17 protein-coding genes are annotated in these 16,660 nt (G+C 73.3%); 11 read left to right on the top strand and 6 right to left on the bottom strand.

The features are described 5' to 3' along the window. Positions 1-4 precede the first annotated feature (4 nt). Entirely contained in the window at positions 5-1,423 is a 1,419-nt protein-coding gene (locus Mam01_RS12850) for a metallopeptidase TldD-related protein (RefSeq protein WP_239101260.1), read from the bottom strand. Continuing rightward, complete coding sequence (locus tag Mam01_RS12845) at positions 1,420-2,913, bottom strand: TldD/PmbA family protein (RefSeq protein ID WP_204285577.1); 1,494 nt, start codon at positions 2,911-2,913, stop codon at positions 1,420-1,422. Before Mam01_RS12845 ends, Mam01_RS12850 begins: the two co-directional genes overlap by 4 nt. Before the next feature lie 76 nt (positions 2,914-2,989). Between Mam01_RS12845 and Mam01_RS12840 the strand changes: the two genes are divergently transcribed. Together Mam01_RS12840 and fabI are read left to right on the top strand one after the other, a co-directional pair. Further along, positions 2,990-3,694, top strand: a complete 705-nt coding sequence (locus Mam01_RS12840) for a beta-ketoacyl-ACP reductase (protein ID WP_150934694.1) — start codon at positions 2,990-2,992, stop codon at positions 3,692-3,694. 79 nt (positions 3,695-3,773) lie between these two features. Next, a complete protein-coding gene (gene fabI / locus Mam01_RS12835) occupies positions 3,774-4,538 on the top strand; it encodes an enoyl-ACP reductase FabI (RefSeq protein WP_150934695.1) in 765 nt (254 codons plus the stop codon). A 15-nt stretch (positions 4,539-4,553) separates the two neighbouring features. On the opposite strand, the gene Mam01_RS12830 is transcribed toward fabI, so the two are convergent. Then, entirely contained in the window at positions 4,554-5,573 is a 1,020-nt protein-coding gene (locus Mam01_RS12830) for a hypothetical protein (RefSeq protein WP_204285576.1), read from the bottom strand. A 141-nt stretch (positions 5,574-5,714) separates the two neighbouring features. Beyond that, positions 5,715-6,662: an aldo/keto reductase gene (locus Mam01_RS12825; protein WP_204285575.1), complete on the bottom strand. Its 948-nt coding sequence runs from the start codon at positions 6,660-6,662 to the stop codon at positions 5,715-5,717. Between the two features lie 35 nt (positions 6,663-6,697). Between Mam01_RS12825 and Mam01_RS12820 the strand changes: the two genes are divergently transcribed. The 6 genes from Mam01_RS12820 (at position 6,698) to mshC (ending at position 11,768) form a co-directional block, all read left to right on the top strand. Beyond that, complete coding sequence (locus Mam01_RS12820) at positions 6,698-7,516, top strand: undecaprenyl-diphosphate phosphatase (protein ID WP_117409430.1); 819 nt, start codon at positions 6,698-6,700, stop codon at positions 7,514-7,516. Further along, on the top strand, positions 7,513-8,214 hold the full coding sequence (locus Mam01_RS12815) for a histidine phosphatase family protein (RefSeq protein WP_204285574.1): 702 nt from the start codon (positions 7,513-7,515) through the stop codon (positions 8,212-8,214). The genes Mam01_RS12820 and Mam01_RS12815 overlap by 4 nt, the downstream gene beginning before the upstream one ends. Positions 8,215-8,223: 9 nt before the next feature. Then, positions 8,224-8,790 (top strand): DUF3090 domain-containing protein, encoded by a 567-nt coding sequence (locus Mam01_RS12810; protein WP_204285573.1) that lies wholly within the window; start codon positions 8,224-8,226, stop codon positions 8,788-8,790. A gap of 48 nt (positions 8,791-8,838) precedes the next feature. After that, on the top strand, positions 8,839-9,615 hold the full coding sequence (locus tag Mam01_RS12805; RefSeq protein ID WP_150934700.1) for an SCO1664 family protein: 777 nt from the start codon (positions 8,839-8,841) through the stop codon (positions 9,613-9,615). Between the two features lie 94 nt (positions 9,616-9,709). Beyond that, a complete protein-coding gene (locus Mam01_RS12800) occupies positions 9,710-10,546 on the top strand; it encodes an NRDE family protein (RefSeq protein WP_307820004.1) in 837 nt (278 codons plus the stop codon). A 10-nt stretch (positions 10,547-10,556) separates the two neighbouring features. Continuing rightward, a complete protein-coding gene (mshC, locus tag Mam01_RS12795; RefSeq protein ID WP_204285571.1) occupies positions 10,557-11,768 on the top strand; it encodes a cysteine--1-D-myo-inosityl 2-amino-2-deoxy-alpha-D-glucopyranoside ligase in 1,212 nt (403 codons plus the stop codon). Between the two features lie 99 nt (positions 11,769-11,867). Here mshC and Mam01_RS12790 read toward each other — a convergent pair whose 3' ends face one another. Together Mam01_RS12790 and Mam01_RS12785 are read right to left on the bottom strand one after the other, a co-directional pair. Then, positions 11,868-12,008, bottom strand: coding sequence for a hypothetical protein (locus tag Mam01_RS12790; protein ID WP_204285570.1), 141 nt, complete (start codon positions 12,006-12,008; stop codon positions 11,868-11,870). Between the two features lie 14 nt (positions 12,009-12,022). Next, positions 12,023-12,685 carry a class E sortase gene (locus Mam01_RS12785; protein ID WP_239101259.1) on the bottom strand — a complete coding sequence of 221 codons (663 nt, stop codon included), beginning with the start codon at positions 12,683-12,685 and terminating at the stop codon, positions 12,023-12,025. 309 nt (positions 12,686-12,994) lie between these two features. Here Mam01_RS12785 and Mam01_RS12780 point away from each other — a divergent pair, with 309 nt between their 5' ends. From Mam01_RS12780 to Mam01_RS12770, 3 genes are all read left to right on the top strand, one after another. After that, positions 12,995-13,894 carry a hypothetical protein gene (locus tag Mam01_RS12780; RefSeq protein ID WP_204285569.1) on the top strand — a complete coding sequence of 300 codons (900 nt, stop codon included), beginning with the start codon at positions 12,995-12,997 and terminating at the stop codon, positions 13,892-13,894. 201 nt (positions 13,895-14,095) lie between these two features. After that, positions 14,096-14,806: a hypothetical protein gene (locus Mam01_RS12775; RefSeq protein WP_204285568.1), complete on the top strand. Its 711-nt coding sequence runs from the start codon at positions 14,096-14,098 to the stop codon at positions 14,804-14,806. A 35-nt stretch (positions 14,807-14,841) separates the two neighbouring features. Then, positions 14,842-16,608, top strand: a complete 1,767-nt coding sequence (locus Mam01_RS12770; protein ID WP_204285567.1) for a DUF4012 domain-containing protein — start codon at positions 14,842-14,844, stop codon at positions 16,606-16,608. The last annotated feature ends 52 nt before the right edge of the window (positions 16,609-16,660 follow it).

Here is a 16,660-nt window from a genome sequence, read left to right as displayed (position 1 = left end):
GGGCTCAGCTCGCCTGGCTGACCGTCGACATGTTGAAGTCGGGCACGCGGACCGGCGGCATGACGGCGCGGTTGAACCAGTCGCCCCACTCGCGGGGCAGCGTGGGCACGCTCGCGCCGACCTCGGTCAGGCGGCCGAGCAGGTCCACCGGCGACTCGTTGAACCGGAAGTTGTTGACCTCGCCGACGACCTCGCCGTTCTCGACCAGGTACACCCCGTCTCTGGTCAGCCCGGTCAGCAGCAGCGACTGCGGGTCGACCTCCCGGATGTACCACAGGCAGGTCAGCAGCAGTCCCCGCTCGGTCGAGGCGACCATCTCCTCCAGCGAGCGGCCGCCCGCCGGGCCCTCCATCACCAGGTTGTCGATCTGCGGGGTCGCGGCCAGGCCGGTCAGCTCCGCCGAGTGCCGGGTCTGCACCAGGTTGGCCAGCGTGCCGTCACTGATCCACTCGGTGCGGCCGAGGGGCATGCCGTTGTCGAAGACCGACTGCTCGCGGCCGGAGGCGTGCGCGACCACGAACGGCGTGCACGCGATCCCGGCGTGGGCCGGGTCGCTGTAGAGCGAGATCGGGTGCGGCGACAGCCGCTCGCCGACCCGCGTGCCGCCACCCGGCCGGGAGAACACCGTCCGCCCGTCGGCGGCGTCGCGCGCGCCGGACGACCAGTACAGGTAGATCATCAGGTCGGAGACCGCCGTCGGCGGCAGGACCGTCTCGTAACGCCCCGGCTCCAGGTCGATCCGCCGCTTGGCCCAGTCGAGCCGCCGGGTGAGCGTGGCGTCGAGCGCGGCCACGTCCACGTCGGCGAAGTCGCGGGTGGAGACGCCCGTCCAGGCCGAACGCGCCAGGTCCGCCGACTTGGCGTTCAGCTCCAGCCGGCCGGTCGGCTGGTCGTGGCGCAGCCGCAGGCCGGTGGACGAGCCGACGAAGGTGGAGGTCACGATGTGCTCGGCGAAGCCGTACAGCTTGCGCCCCGAGGCGTCGGCGGCGGCGAACGCCTCGCCGAGCGCGGGGGCGAACTCGCCGAAGACGTCGATGGACGTCGGCTCCACGGGCCGGTCCCAGCCCGCGCCCGCCGAGCCCGCCGCGTCCGCTTCCACCAGGGGCCGCGCGTCCTCCGACGGGCGGGCCTCGCGGGCGGCGCGGTCGGCCGCCGCCACCACGTCGGCGAGCTGCCCGTCCCGTACGGCGGAGCGCGACACGACCCCGACCCCCGCGCCCACCACGGAGATCACGGTGAGCCGCGAGGAGCGGGCGACGCCGTTGGTCGTCAGCGTGTTTCCGGCGAACCGGAGGTTGGCGGTCGACCCCTCGTCCACGATGACGACGCAGCCGTCGGCCTCGCTCAGCGCGAGCGCCCGCTCCACCGTCTCCTGCGGTGTGGTCACCCCGCTGCTCACCCCGTCGCTCAAATGGTCGCTCACTTGCCACCCTCCTGGACGGTGTTGAGGATCCGTACGCCGCGGAACAGCGCCGCCGGGGCGCCGTGGCTGACCGGCGCGACCTGGCCCGGCTGGCCCTTGCCGCAGTTGAAGGCGCCGCCGAGAACGTACGTCCCGGGGCCACCCACGGCCTCCATGGAACGCCAGAAGTCCGTGGTGGTCGCCTGGTAGGCCACGTCGCGGAGCTGCCCGGCCAGCCGGCCGTTCTCGATGCGGTAGAACCGTTGCCCCGTGAACTGGAAGTTGTATCTCTGCATGTCGATCGACCAGCTCTTGTCGCCCAGGATGTAGACGCCGCGCTCCACCCGGGAGATCAGCTCCTCGCTGGACGGGCCGTCCGGGGCCGGCTGGAGCGACACGTTCGCCATCCGCTGGATCGGCATGTGCCCGGGGGAGTCGGCGAAGGCGCAGCCGTTCGACCTGCCGAGGCCCTTCAGCAGCGCCATCCGGCGGTCGAGCTGGTAGCCCACCAGCGTGCCCTCCCGGACGATGTCGAACGACTGGCCAGCGACGCCCTCGTCGTCCCAGCCGACGGTGGCGAGGCCGTGCTCGACCGTGCGGTCCCCGGTCACGTTCATCACGGGCGAGCCGTAGTGCAGGCTGCCGAGCTGGTCGAACGTGGCGAACGAGGTGCCCGCGTAGGCCGCCTCGTATCCGAGCGCCCGGTCCAGCTCGGTCGCGTGCCCGATCGACTCGTGGATGGTCAGCCACAGGTTGGACGGGTCGACCACCAGGTCGTACCGTCCGGCCTCCACCGAGGGCGCCTTGAGCTTCTCGTCCAGCAGGTCGGGCAGCTCGGCCAGCTCGGCGGGGAAGTCCCAGCCGGCGCCGGTGAGGTACTCGTACCCCCGGCCGACCGGCGGCGCGAGCGTGCGCATGTCGTCGAACCGGTCGCCGTCGGTCTTCATCGCCGTCACCACGGGGTGGAGCCGCACACGCTGCTGGGTGGTCACCGTGCCCGCCGAGTCGGCGTAGAACTTCTGCTCCTTGACCTGCATGAGCGAGGCGGAGACGTGGTCGGCCCGGCCGAGCGGGCCGGACGACCACTCCGCGAGCAGCGCCGTCTTGTCCGCCAGCGGCACGTCGAACGGGTCGACGTCGTAGGCCGACACCCAGGTCACGTCGTCGTACACCGGCTCGGGGGCGAGCCCGACCGGCTCGCGGTTGATCGGCGCGCTGACGGCCGCCACCCGCACGGCCTCCTCGGCGGCGCGCGCCGCCGCCTCCGCGGTCAGCTCGATGCCGGACGCGAAGCCCCAGGTGCCGTCCTTGATCACCCGTACGGCGAACCCGAGGTCGTCGGCGTCGGAGGACCCTTCCAGGCGGGCGTCGAACAGGCGCAGCGTCTCGGCGCGCACCCGTTCGAGACGGAAGGAGGCGTGCTCGGCGCCCAGGTCACGGGCGCGTTGCAGGGCCGCGTCCGCCAGCCGCCGCAGTGGCAGGGCGAGGAAGTCCGGGTCGATCTGGCGCATGTCCACGATCCTAGCCCTGTGATCTTGTGTCCTGCGGACAAGCGGTTACCGTCGGGTAGCCGATACGGTCGGTTGCATGGCTCGTTCTGTTCTCGTCACCGGTGGAAACCGCGGTATCGGCCTCGCGATCGCTCGTGAGCTCTCCGCCGCGGGAGACGCCGTCGCCGTCACCTACCGTTCCGGAGAGCCCCCGGAGGGCCTGTTCGGGGTCCGCTGCGACGTGACGAGAGCCGCCGACGTCGACGCCGCCTTCGAGAAGGCCGAGGCCGAGCACGGCCCGGTCGAGGTGGTCGTCGCCAACGCCGGGATCACCAAGGACACCCTGCTGCCGATGATGAAGGAAGAGACCTTCACCGACGTCATCGACACCAACCTGACCGGCGCCTACCGTGTCGCCAAGCGGGCCGTGCGGCCCATGCTGCGGATGCGGCGCGGGCGCGTCATCCTGATCTCCTCCGTCGTCGGCCTCTCCGGTTCGGCCGGCCAGACGAACTACGCCGCCTCCAAGGCCGGGCTGGTCGGCTTCGGCCGCTCGCTCGCCCGCGAGCTCGGCTCGCGCGGCATCACGGTCAACGTCGTGGCGCCCGGGTTCGTGGAGACCGACATGACCGCGGTGCTCGACGAGGCGCAGCAGGAGCAGATCCGCAAGAGCATCCCGCTCGGACGGCAGGCGCACGCGGAGGAGATCGCGCGGGTCGTCAGGTTCCTGGCGAGCGACGACGCCTCCTACATCACCGGGGCGGTCATCCCCGTCGACGGCGGCCTCGGCATGGGCCACTGAGCCGTCAAGCCACTGGGGCACTGGGGCGCTGGGCCACTGGGTCGCCGGGTCACTGAGCACTAACTGAGCGGAGCAGGACATGGGTTTGCTGGACGGTAAGCGGCTGCTGGTCACGGGGGTCCTCACCGACTCGTCGATCGCCTTCAACGTCGCCAGGCTGGCCCAGGAGGAGGGCGCGCGGGTCGTGCTGACCGGCTACGGCCGCCTCAGCCTGGTCGAGCGCATCGCCAAGCGGCTGCCCGAGCCGCCGCCGGTGATCGAACTCGACGTGCAGGACACCGACCACCTCGACACGCTCGCCGACCGCGTCGGCGAGCACCTCGACGGGCTGGACGGGGTCGTCCACTCCATCGGCTTCGCCCCGCAGTCCTGCCTGGGGGGCAACTTCCTCAACACCTCGTGGGAGGACGTCGCCACGGCGATCCACGTCTCGACGTTCTCGTTCAAGTCGCTCGCCGTCGCCTGCCTGCCGCTGATGAAGGAGGGCGGCGCGGTCGTCGGCCTGGACTTCGACGCGACCAAGGCGTGGCCGGTCTACGACTGGATGGGCGTCGCCAAGGCCGGTCTGGAGTCGTGCTCCCGCTACCTGGCGCGCGACCTGGCCAGGCACGGCATCCGGGTCAACCTCGTCGCCGCCGGCCCGCTCCGCACGATGGCGGCCAAGAGCATCCCCGGGTTCCAGGAGTTCGAGGACTCCTGGCCGGAGCGCGCGCCGCTCGGCTGGGACCTGACCGACACCGCCCCCGCCGCCAAGGCGTGCGTCGCGCTGCTGTCCGACTGGTTCCCCGCCACGACCGGCGAGATCGTCCACGTGGACGGCGGCGTCCACGCGATGGGCGTCTGACGGCGAAGGGCGCGCTCAGGCGAGCCGGTGGCGGCCCGACCGGTCGGGCAGTCGCAGGCCGCCCTCGAACGGGATCGACTCCTGCGGCTCCTGCTGCCCGGCGCGGGCCCGGCGCGCCGAGACGACCCGGGTGGCGAGCACCGCCGACAGCAGCAGCGCCGCCGTGAGGGCCGTCCCCACGGCGTCGTACGGCCGCTGGTCCCGCAGGGGCGCGCCGGTGACCCTGCCGGGCAGCCACGGCATCTCGGGCATCTTCTGCCCGGGCCACAGGAGAGGGATCAGGCCGTCCGCGTCCGGGTCCACGACGGGGCGGGAGGGCGCGACCGGCGTCCGGCCGCCCTCGACGGCCGGGCCCGGCCGGTACGGCTCCGTCGGGAGGGCGCCCTCGGGGGCGTGCGAGGCCTTCGGCCGCGCCGAGTGGCCGGCGGTCCCGGCAGGGCGGCGCTTCCGGCCGTTCTCGTCGTCCCCGGCGCCCGTCTCGCCGCCGTCCGCGCAGCGCTCGCCGGCCACCAGGGGCAGGCAGGTGTCCTGGATCGTCTGGTTCAGCCCGTCGGTGAGGTCCTGCACGGGAGCGGGGGCGCTCCCGGACGACGAGCCTCCCGAGCCGCCTCCGGTCACGCCACCGGTGACTCCGCTGCCCGCCGAGCCCACCGCGTCCGACGCCGCCCCGGCGGCGCCGCCCGCCGTCTTCACGGTGTCCTTCACCGTGTCCTTGACGGTGTCGTCCACCGTCTTGCCGATGTCGTCCACGGCCGTGCCTGCGGCGCCGGTGACGGTCTGCACGGTGTCGTCCACGGCCTGGGTGACCGGCTTCGTCGCCCCTCCGGTGGCCTTGTCCGCGACGTCGGTGACGCCGTCCGCCACGCGGCTCACGCCGTCCACCAGGTTGCAGACGCCGCCGGTGAGGCCCGACACCAGCCCGCCGCCGGTGGTGCAGTCGGCCCATGCCGGGGACGCGGCGAGGGGGAGCCCGCCGCCCAGGGCGATCGTGAGAGCCCCGGCGGAAATGGCGGAGGCCTTGCGTGCGGTGCCCATGTGTCCCCTTCCGCGGTCGTCTGGTCCGTCTCCCGACATACCCGCCACTCTTCGCCAGAGCGCGGGGTTATGCAGTAAAAAGTTGCAGTTCGGTATCGATGTGTGATACGTGAAGACGATTCTCGTTCGGTCCGTGGCAGGTCAGGGGTCGGAGACGTCCGACACGTCGTCCAGGGCCTCCCTGATCTCCCACGGCAGGGTCAGCTCCTCGGCCTGCAACACGCCGAGGAGCTGTGCGTGGGTGCGGGCGCCCACGATGGCCGACGACACGCCCGGGCGGTCGCGCACCCAGGCGAGCGCCACGGCGAGCGGCGAAACGCCGAGCCCCTCGGCCGCCGTGGTCACCGACTCCACGATCCGGCGGCACCGCTCGTCGAGATAGGGCCGTACGAACTCGGCGAAGTGCGGGGTGGCGGCGCGCGAGTCGGCGGGGATCCCGGTGCGGTACTTGCCGGTCAGCACGCCGCGTCCCAGAGGCGACCAGGCGAGCAGCCCGGCGCCCACGTGCGCGGCGGCGGGGATCAGCTCCTCCTCGGGCTCCCTGGCGAGCAGGGAGTACTCCGCCTGCGCCGCGACGAGGGGGGCGCGCGCGTCGCCGCACCGTTGCCAGGTCGCGGCGGCGGCGAGCTGCCAGCCGGTGTAGTCGCACACCCCGGCGTAGGCCGTGCGGCCGGTCGAGACGGCGAAGTCGACGGCCGCGAGCGTCTCGTCGAGCGGCACCCGGTCGTCGAACGCGTGGAGCTGCCAGAGGTCGACCTCCTCCAGCCCGAGCCGGGCCAGGGACGCGTCGAGGGCGCGGATGAGATGACGGCGGGAGGCGTCGCGCTCGCCGCCGGGCGTGAGGACCGCCTTGGTCGCGATCACCAGCTCCGAGCGCGGCACCACGTCGCGGATGAGCCGGCCGATCAGGCGCTCCGCGTCGCCCCCGCCGTACACGTCGGCGGTGTCGATCAGCGTGCCGCCGGCCTCGGCGAACGCGGTGAGCTGGGCGGTCGCCTCCTCGGCGGAGGTGTCGCGGGCCCAGGTCATCGTGCCGAGCCCGATCCGGGACACCGAGAGCCCGCTGCGCCCGACAAGTCGCTGGTCCATTGTGCGGACAGACTAGCCGATAGGCTGTCCGCACCATGGACGTACTACAGGCCATCGTGCTGGGAGTCGTGCAGGGTCTCACCGAGTTCCTGCCCATCTCCAGCTCCGCCCATCTGCTGATCGTGCCCAAGCTGGCCGGCTGGGGCGACCCCGGCGCCGCCTTCACCGCGGTGATCCAGCTCGGCACCATGCTGGCCGTGCTGCTCTACTTCTGGCGCGACATCGTCCGGATCCTCTGGACCTGGCTGCGCAGCCTGTGGACGCCGGAGCTGCGGGGCGACCTCGACGCGCGCATGGGGTGGTACATCGGGCTCGGCACGATCCCGATCGGCGTGGCCGGCCTGCTGTTCAAGGACGCGATCGAGGGCCCGGCCCGCAACCTGTGGCTCAACGCCACCATGCTGATCGCGTTCGGCCTGCTGCTGCTCGCGGCCGAGCAGTTCGGCAGGAAGAAGAAGGAGGTCGCCGACCTCACCATGCGCGACGGCCTGATCGTGGGGCTGTGGCAGATGGCGCCGCTGATCCCGGGCGCCTCCCGCTCGGGCTCCACGATGACCGGCGCGATGTTCCTCGGCTACACCCGCGAGGCCGCGGCCCGCTACTCCTTCCTGCTGTCCATCCCGGCCGTGGTGCTGTCGGGCCTGTTCGAGCTGCGCGACGTCGGGGACGGCGGCGGCCCGCCGCTCGTGCCGACGCTGATCGCCACCGTCGTCTCGTTCGTGGTCGGGTACGCCTCGATCGCCTGGCTGCTGCGTTATGTGGCGCGGCACTCCACGATCGTCTTCGTCGTCTACCGCGTCTTCGCCGGAACGTTCCTCCTCACCCTCCTCTACCTGGGGGTGCTCCAGTCATGACGACCGTCCTTCTCGTACGGCACGGCCTGACCGACCTGACCGGCCCGGTGCTCGCGGGCTGGACGCCCGGCGTCCACCTGGACGAGCGCGGCCGGGAGCAGGCGCGCGCGGTGGCCGAGCGGCTCGCGCCGCTGGAGCTGGACGCGATCGTGTCGAGCCCGCTCGACCGGTGCCTCGAGACGGCCGCCGCCATCGCCGAGGGCCGGCCGGTCACCGTGCAGAACGACGACAGGTTCGGCGAGTGCGGCTACGGCGACTGGACCGGCAGGCCGCTGAAGGAGCTCGCCGAGGAGCCGCTCTGGCGGGTCGTGCAGGCCCATCCCAGCGCGGCGGTCTTCCCCGCCGGAGAGGCCATGGCGGAGGTGCAGAGCCGGGCCGTGCGGGCCGTACGGGACTGGAACGAGCGGCTCGGCGAGAAGGCCACCTACCTCGTCTGCAGTCACGGGGACGTCATCAAGGCGATCGTGGCCGACGCGCTGGGGCTGCACCTGGACCAGTTCCAGCGCGTCACGGCCGACCCCGCCTCCGTCACCGTGATCCGTTACACTCCGCTGCGTCCCTTCCTGCTGAGGGCCAACGACGTGGGTGGGGGAGTGGCCAACCTGGTGCCCCCGCCCGAGGTTCCGTCGCGGGACGACGGGGGAGAAACCATCACCGGAAGCGACGCCGCCGTCGGCGGCGGAGCAGGGAGCACATAAGGTCGGGCTATGCCGGTCTTCGATTACGATCCGCCTGACAGGTTCGTGGCCGGTGCCGTTGGGCAACCGGGCGCACGAGCCTTCTTCCTGCAGGCCCGCGGCCACGGCAGGATCACCACCGTGGCGCTCGAGAAGTTCCAGGTCGCCGTGCTGGCCGACCGTCTCGACGAGCTGCTCGACGAGGTGCTGCGGCGCAGCGGCGGGCGCGCGCCGGTCCCGGCCGTCGCCCCCGCCGATCTGACCGACGAGGGGCCGCTCGAACTGCCGCTCGACGAGGACTTCCGGGTGGGGACGATGGCGCTCGCCTGGGACCCGGAGACCTCCCAGGTGGTCATCGAGGCGCAGGAGGCGGGCGAGGGCGACGAGGAGGACGAGCCGCCGGCCGACGACCGGCCCGATCCCGCCGTCCTCAGGGTGCGGATCAGCGCCGCCGCCGCCCGCGCGTTCAGCCGCAGGGCCCTGGAGGTGGTGGCCGCGGGCCGGCCTCCGTGCCCGTTGTGCGGCCGGCCCCTCGACCCGGAGGGCCACATCTGCGTACGGCTCAACGGCCACCATCCCGGAGGGCTGTCCGCGTGAGAGGCAGGTCCTTGTGAGAGGCGGGGCCGCACGCGCGGCGGGATCCGGATGACGGCTGAGGACGAGGCGAGCATCGGCGGCGTGGACAGAGCCGGACCTGACAGGACAGGGCTGGATGACGCGGCGGCGATGCGCCTGCTGCGGGAGGGCACCTTAGAAGTGGCCGGACGACTCGTCGAGGCCACGAACATGACGCTCTACTGCTCCGTCGCCACCGGCGAGCACGCGGCGGCGTGCGTGTACAAGCCGGTGCGCGGCGAGCGGCCCCTGTGGGACTTCCCCGACGGCACGCTCGCGGCCCGCGAGGTGGCCGCCTACGAGGTGGCGGCGGCCACCGGCTGGCGCATCGTGCCGCCGACGGTCCTCCGGGACGGCCCCTTCGGCCCGGGCATGGTGCAACTGTGGATCGACGCCGATCCCGACGCTGACCTGATGACCCTGATGCGCAGCCGCAACCCCGCCCTGCGCCGCATGGCCGTCTTCGACGCGGTGGTGAACAACGCCGACCGCAAGGGCGGTCACCTGTTGCCGCTGCCGGACGGCCACGTGTACGGCGTCGACCACGGAGTGTGCTTCTCGGTGGACGACAAGCTGCGCACCGTGCTGTGGCAGTGGCGGGGCAGGACGCTGCCGCGCGAGGCGGTCAACGTGCTGGAGCGGCTGGAGCGCGAGATCGAGCGGGGCCGTCTCGGGCGGCGGCTGCGCGAGCTGCTGACCCAGGCCGAGGTGGAGGCGACCTGGGAGCGGGTCAAGAGACTGCTGGCCACCGGCGTCCACCCGCATCCCTCCGACGACTGGCCCGCCATCCCGTGGCCGCCGATCTGATGGTCCGCCCGGAACTTGCGCAGAACGTACGTATTGTGCACTCTGCAGGAGTCTCTACCGTTTTTGGAGGGAACACGCATTGTGTACGGTCATCGTGAGCGTCGACCCGGAGGCCGGCACACCGGTGCTCCTGGTGGGCGTGCGTGACGAGTTCGTCACGCGGCCGTGGATGTCGCCCGACCGGCACTGGCCCGATCACCCCGGGCTGGTCGGGGGCCGCGACCTGGAGGCGGGCGGCACCTGGCTGGCCGCCGGCCCGGCGGAGCGGCGCGTGGCCGCGCTGCTCAACGGCGAGGGAACGGCGGCCCCCGCGGCCGGGCGCCGATCCCGCGGCGAGCTGCCGCTGCTGGCCGCCGAGGCGGGGGAGCTGCCGCCGGTCGACCTGTTCCGCTACGACCCCTTCCACCTCGTCCTCGGCGGTCTCGACGGCGTGCGGCTGTGGAGCTGGGACGGCGAACGACTCGCCGAGGAGAAGCTGCCCGGGGGCGTTCACATGATCGTGAACACGGGCTGGGACCGGTCCGACAGTGACCCGCGGACCGCCTGGTTCCGGCCCCGGTTCGCCCGCGCCGCCCGGCCGGAGTGGACCGCCGGCGGCTCCACGGAGCGTTTCTGGGGGGAGTGGCTGGACCCGGCCTCCGGCGCCGGAATGGGGGGCACGGCGGGCGGCACGGCAGAGGGCGCGGCAGAGGGCACGGCGGGGGACGCCGTGGGAGGCGCGGTGGCCTGGGACGACCCCCGGGCCCTGATCGTGCGGCGGCGCCTCCCGGACGGGCGGATCTTCGCGAGCCTGTCGGTGACGCTGGTCGCCCTGGCCCCGGAGGGGCTGCGCTACGACTTCTGCCCCCAGCCGGACGACCCCTCCACCTGGCACGAGATCGACACGTCCCGGGGCAGGCCGCCCGGCCGGCGTCGTCGGGCGCGCGGATAGGCTGCACACCATGCGATCGTGGTCTGCTCCGAATGTCCCCAGGCTGCCTGGTCCGGGCCTTCCGCTCCGTTTGTACGACACCGCCGCCCGAGAGGTGCGGGAGACGGCCCCCACAGGAGAGGCCCGGATGTACGTCTGCGGCATCACGCCGTACGACGCCACGCATCTCGGGCACGCCAACACCTATCTCGCCTTCGACCTCGTGAACCGGGCCTGGCGCGACGCGGGCCACGACGTGCACTACACGCAGAACGCCACCGACGTGGACGACCCGCTGCTGGAGCGGGCGGCGGCGACCGGCACCGACTGGCGCTCCCTGGGCGAGCGCGAGATCGAGCTGTTCCGCTCCGACATGGAGGCGCTGCGGATCCTGCCGCCCCGTGAGTACGTCGGGGTCACCGAGACGATCGACGAGATCACCGCGGTGATCGGCCGGCTGACCGAGCGCGGCGCGACCTACGACATCGACGGCGACGTCTACTTCTCCGTCACGGCGGCGCCGAAGTTCGGCGCGGTCTCGGGATACTCCGAGGAGACGATGCTCGCGTTGTTCGCCGAGCGCGGGGGAGATCCGGGCAGGGAGGGCAAGCGCCACCCGCTCGACTGGCTGCTGTGGCGGGCCGAGCGGCCCGGCGAGCCCTCCTGGGACTCGCCGTTCGGCCGGGGCAGGCCGGGCTGGCACGTCGAGTGCACGGCCATCGCCCTGCGCAACCTCGGCACCGGGTTCGACGTCGCCGGCGGCGGCTCCGACCTGATCTTCCCCCATCACGAGATGGGCGCCTGCGAGGGTCACGTGGCGACCGGCGAGTGGCCGTTCGCCCGGGCGTACGTGCACGCCGGCATGGTCGGCCTCGACGGCGAGAAGATGTCGAAGTCCAAGGGCAACCTCGTGTTCGTCTCCCGGCTGCGGCCGGTGACGGACCCCATGGCCGTACGGCTCGCCCTGCTGGCGCACCACTACCGCACCGACTGGGAGTGGACGGCGGACCAGCTCACCGAGGCGGAGGCCCGGCTGGCGCGGTGGCGCGCGGCGGTGGCGCGTCCGGCGGGGCCCGCGGGCGACGCCGTGCTCGCGGCGGTTCGCGAGCGGGTCGCGGACGACCTCGACGCGCCCGGCGCGCTCGCCGCGATCGACGCCTGGGCGGCTGGGGAGGGTGACGACGCCTCCTCACCCGCGCTGGTCCGCGACGTCGCCGACGCGCTGCTCGGCATCGCCCTCTGACCGCCCTCTGACCGCCCTCTGACCACCTGTGGCCGCCGGGCGGTGCCGTGAGCCCGGCGGCCGGCTCACCCCGTCTGCAGGCTCATCCCATCGGCAGGCTCATCCCATCGGCAGGCGTGGTGCCAGCCAGGGGAACACGACGTACCACAGCGCGGCCACCACGGCTCCGGTCAGCAGCACGGTGATCGTCAGCCGGAGCGGGGTGCCGCCGGGCAGCCGCCGCCAGAGGAGTCTGTACACGAGGGATCTCCCGGTCAGTCATTGCGTGCCTCGCGGCGGACGAGCACGCTCTGGACGATCAGGCGCTGCGCCGCGGAGAACTTGGGGTTGCAGGTGGTCATCGTCATGAGCGCGGTGGTGGGCCGCCGCCCGGGGTGGCCCGGAACGGGATCGACGACGTCCAGGTCGCCGGGGTCCACGACCTCCTTGCCCCGCACCTGGTAGGTGTAGCGGGCATCCGGCGCGTCCACCACGACGTCGTCGCCGGGCCGCAGTTCGTCGATGCGGTTGAACGGCGCGGCGTAGGTGGTGCGGTGCCCCGAGAGCACGAAGTTGCCCACCTGGCCGGGCAGGGCGGTGCCGGGGTAGTGACCGGGACCCTTGCGCAGCGCGTCGGGGCTGACGCCCTCGACGACGGCGAACCGGTAACCGGCGCCCAGGCGCGGGATGCGCAGCAGCGCCAGGGCGTCGCCGATCCGGGCCCCGCCCGGGGAGCCGTGCGCCTCGTGCCGCAGGAATACCTCTCCCAGCCGCGACTGCAGGACGCGCTGCTCCCGTTCGGTCTCCGCGCCGGTGCCCCAGAGCAGGTACGCGTAGAACAGCAGCAGGACCAGCCCGGCGGGCAGGCACAGCTCGCCGACCACCCGGACGGTCGCCGTCACGGCTCCGCCGCCCTCTCCGCCCCCATCTTCGCGCACGGACCGAGTATCGCCTTCCGGTGCCGATCGGCGGCCGTCGCGCGGGGGCGTTGACGAAATCTTTGGCACGCGATCTTTGGCACGCGCGGTCACGGCAGGGGTGGTCACGGCAGGGGCGCGGGAGCGGTGAGCGAGTCGCGGTCAACGTACCGAGAACCCTGACCGATCGTTCGGTAAGTGCCGTGCGCCGCGACCGGGCCGATCTTCGGCGCCACTTATAACAGTCGCCGGGCAGATGCTCATTTATGTGAACGCCGTTATCGGGAGTCCAAAGTGGCGCGAAAAAACACCCTACCCATTCTTCTGGCGGTGACGGTCGCGGGTGGCCTGACGCTCGGGATCCCCGCGGCCGCGGCCGCGCGGACCGTCATGTCACCGGCCGGCCCGGCGGAGGACGAGCCGGGCCTCTCGCCGGAGCCCGTCACCCTGGAGAACGCCGAGGAGCCGGGCGAGGACGTCGACGTGAGCCCGGTCATGCAGGAGAGCGAGCCGGGAACGGCCGCGCAGCAGCCCGTCTGCACGGGCAACACGTGTAACAACAACGGCGGGATCTGGAACCAGAACGTCGGCGGCTGGAGCTACCCGCTGGCCTACACCTACAACGACACCAAGTCGGGCAACGCGCAGCCCATCGCCGCGGGCGCGGGCACGGGTCTCGGCAGGGGTCTCAGCACGGGGGGCCCCGGCGTCACCGGCATCGGCCCGGCCATCGGCCCGGGCACCGGTGCGGGTGCCGGTGCGCCCGAAGGCGCGGTCGCGCCGCTGCAGAACGCGACGCAGACCGCGGAGCAGTGGCCGGAGGCTCCGGTGGGCCCCGGTAAGGCGTCGGCCGTCGAGGGAGAGCCGGAGGAGCTTCCCGGGCAGGAGGCGACCGGCGCGGAGGGACTCCCGGAGAAGGAGCCCGGGAAGGAGCCCGGGGAGGAGATGGACGAGGAGGGGTTCCCCGAGAAGGACATCTCCGACGAGGAGGAGGCCGACGAGGACGACGAGGACGAGGCTGACGAGGCGGACGAGGCTCCGGCCGGCATGACCCCCGGGGAGATGGCCGGTCCCGCGCCGGCCGCCGCGGCCGGCCCGGCGGGCGGCGCCCGGCTTCCGTTCACGGGCGCCCCGGTGAGCGTGGCCGTCGCGGGTGCGGGCCTGCTGGCCGTCGCGCTCGGCAGCACCCTCGTCGCCGCGCGGCGGCGGCGCTCCACCGATGCCGGGTAGGGCCGGTCAACGAAGCGAGAACCCTGCGCGATCGTTCGGTAAGCGCCGTGCGCCGGGGCGGAGCGGCCGGCCACCGGACGCATATAACAGTCGAGCAGCGACATGTCGCTGGCAATCCGGGCAAATGCTCAATCAGCAGAATGGCCGTTATCGGGAGTCCAAGTGGCGCGAAAAAATAAACGACCAATTTTTCTGGCGACGGTGGTCGCAGGCGGCCTGGCCCTCGGGATCCCCGGGGCCGCGGCCGCGGAGTCCGTCGGGTTCACGGTGCTGCCGTCGGGCGACGGCGTCTACCCCCCCAGGCCCGTCAGCGTGGAGAACGTGGTGGACCCGGGGATCGTGACGCCGGCCGTGCAGGAGAACGAGCCGGCCGTGGCGCAGCCCGTCTGCCAGGGCAACGCGTGCAACAACAACCAGCCGGTCTGGTGGGGCGGGCAGCCGATCTGGGGCGGGAACGGCCCCGGCGTCTGGACCACCAACGAGACGAAGAACGGCAACGCGCCGGTCCAGCCGGTCGTCGCGCCCCTCGGCGGTGCGGGTGGCGAGGGGACCGGCCCGGTACAACCCCTGCAGAACGCCGCGCAGCAGAGTGAGGCCCTGCCCGCGGGTGCTGCCGAGTCCGAGGAGGTGCCGGAGGAGCGCGCCGACGAGAAGGCCGACGAGGAAGAGGACATGCCCGCCGAGGAGGAGTCCGAGGGCTTCCCCGAGGAGGAGGCCGGGCCGCCCATGGCGGGCGCGCCGGCCGGTGAGGCTCCCACGGAGGCCGGGCCGGGCGGCGGAACCGGTGGCGGCCCGCTTCCCTTCACGGGCGCCCCTGCGGGCGTGGCCGTCGCCGGGGCGGGTCTGCTGGTCGTCGCGCTCGGCTACACCCTGCTTTCCGCGTGGCGTCGGCGGTCCGGCGATGCCGGATAGAACCGGTGCCCGGCGGTCCGGGGCGCAGTAGTCCGGTGACACGTGGAAGAACTCGCAGGCTGGCCGTCGTCGGCCTGCCGTCGCTGGCCCTCGGCCTCGTACTGGCCGGGGGCTGGGCGGCCCACCTCGGGCTGAGTACGCGCGACCATCTGGAGGCGGCGCGGGCCGCCCTGCTCCGGCTGCGGCCGGGCGCCGTCGGGCCGGCCCGCTCCGTCGCCGCGACGCTCGCCGAGGCCCGCGCTCACGCGGCGGAGGCGCGGCGGCTGACCGGCGGCCCCTACTGGGCGCTGCTCACCCACCTACCGGTGGTGGGCGACGGCGCGGCGACGACCCGGGGACTGGCCGCGTCCGTCGCGGACATCACCGATGTGCTGGGCCGGGTGGAGCGTACGGCCGCGCCGTTGCTGTCCGCGGGCGCGCGGGCGCCGGGGGACCTGCGGCGTGCGCTGGCCGTCCTCGACGCGATGGCGCCGGTGCTGCGCGACGGCGCCGTCCGCGTGGACGCGGCGAGGTCGCGCGTGGCGGGCACCCCGGCGGCGACGGGGCTGGCGGCCCTGGACGGGGCGCGCGCGACGGCGCTCCGTGAGGCGGGCCGGCTGCACGCCATGCTGAGCCAGGGGGCGGACGCCGCCGCGCTCCTCCCGCCCATGCTCGGCGCTGACGGTCCCCGTCGCTACTTCCTGGCGTTCGAGACCAACGCCGAGGCCCGCGGCACCGGCGGCCTCGTCGGCGCGTTCGGCATCCTGAAGGCCGACGGCGGCAGGGTGTCGGTCGCCCGGCTGTCCGCCGACACCGGCATGGCGGCGGGCACCGAGCCGGTCGCCGACCTCGGCTCCGCCTTCGCCTCCCGTTACGGGCGGGGGGCGACCACGACGCTGTCGGTGTCCAACCTGTCCCCCCACTTCCCGTACGCCGCGGCCACCTGGACCGGACTGTGGCGCCGCCAGACGGGCCAGGAGCTGGACGGGGCCGTCGCGACCGACCCGGTCGGCCTCTCCTACATCCTGGGCGCCATCGGGCCGGTGAAGCTTCCCGGCGGTGGGACGGTGACGGCCGGCAACGTGGTCGACCTGACGGAGCGGGAGGCCTACGCCCGCTATCCGGACTCCCGCGAGCGCAAGAAGTACCTGGTCAGGATCGCCGGGGCGGTCAGCGAGGCGCTGACCGGCCGGCTGGGGGAGCCCACGCGGTTGCTGCCCGCCCTCGCGCGCATGGTGAGCGAGCGCCGGCTCACCGTCTGGAGCCGGGCCGAGGACGAGCAGCGCCGTCTCGCCGCGACCCCGGTCGGCGGGGCGCTGCCCGAGCGGCGCGAGCCGTACGCCGGGCTCGTGGTGAACAACTCGGCCGGCACCAAGCTCGACTACTACCTGGACCGCTCGCTCACCTACGAGCTCGGCCCGTGCCGCCCGGACGGGCTGCGCACCTCGCGGGTGCGGGTCCGGCTGACCAACGACGTGCCGCGCGGGCCGTTGCCCGCCTACGTCACCGGCCGGCTCGACGACCCGCGCCGTCCCCACGCCGCCGGTTCCAACGTGCTGTGGGTGTCGTTGTACGCGGGGCTCGGGGCGAAGGCGACGGCGGTCCGGCTCGACGGCCGGCCGATCTCGTTCTACTCGGAGACCGAGCGGTCCCATCCCGTCTACTCCAAGGTGCTCGAGTTCGCGCCGGGCCAGTCGAGGACGCTGGAGTTCGACCTGCTCGAACCGTACTCGGCGGCGGCCCCCGCGGTCCCCGTGCAGCCGCTCGTCCGCCCGCAGCGCACACTGGTGACGGCTGACGGCAGGGGCTGCCGGTCCTCCTGACCCGGTCCTCCCGAGAACCGCCTGCGAGGGAACCGACAGGAACCGTAAAGCC

The sequence above is a fragment of the Microbispora amethystogenes genome (assembly GCF_016863015.1).
Taxonomy (GTDB): domain Bacteria; phylum Actinomycetota; class Actinomycetes; order Streptosporangiales; family Streptosporangiaceae; genus Microbispora; species Microbispora amethystogenes.
The sequence above is the reverse complement of the archived record's forward strand: the minus strand, read 5'-3'. Positions and strand labels throughout refer to the sequence as shown.

Bases quoted from the DNA above. Each gene is read 5' to 3' on its own strand.
- fabI (WP_150934695.1), top strand. From the start codon at position 3,774: ATGGGTTTGCTGGACGGTAAGCGGCTGCTGGTCACGGGGGTCCTCACC.
- Mam01_RS12820 (WP_117409430.1), top strand. From the start codon at position 6,698: ATGGACGTACTACAGGCCATCGTGCTGGGAGTCGTGCAGGGTCTCACC.
- Mam01_RS12830 (WP_204285576.1), bottom strand. From the start codon at position 5,573: ATGGGCACCGCACGCAAGGCCTCCGCCATTTCCGCCGGGGCTCTCACG.
- Mam01_RS12810 (WP_204285573.1), top strand. From the start codon at position 8,224: ATGCCGGTCTTCGATTACGATCCGCCTGACAGGTTCGTGGCCGGTGCC.
- Mam01_RS12840 (WP_150934694.1), top strand. From the start codon at position 2,990: ATGGCTCGTTCTGTTCTCGTCACCGGTGGAAACCGCGGTATCGGCCTC.
- Mam01_RS12825 (WP_204285575.1), bottom strand. From the start codon at position 6,662: ATGGACCAGCGACTTGTCGGGCGCAGCGGGCTCTCGGTGTCCCGGATC.
- mshC (WP_204285571.1), top strand. From the start codon at position 10,557: ATGCGATCGTGGTCTGCTCCGAATGTCCCCAGGCTGCCTGGTCCGGGC.
- Mam01_RS12815 (WP_204285574.1), top strand. From the start codon at position 7,513: ATGACGACCGTCCTTCTCGTACGGCACGGCCTGACCGACCTGACCGGC.
- Mam01_RS12805 (WP_150934700.1), top strand. From the start codon at position 8,839: ATGACGGCTGAGGACGAGGCGAGCATCGGCGGCGTGGACAGAGCCGGA.
- Mam01_RS12845 (WP_204285577.1), bottom strand. From the start codon at position 2,913: ATGCGCCAGATCGACCCGGACTTCCTCGCCCTGCCACTGCGGCGGCTG.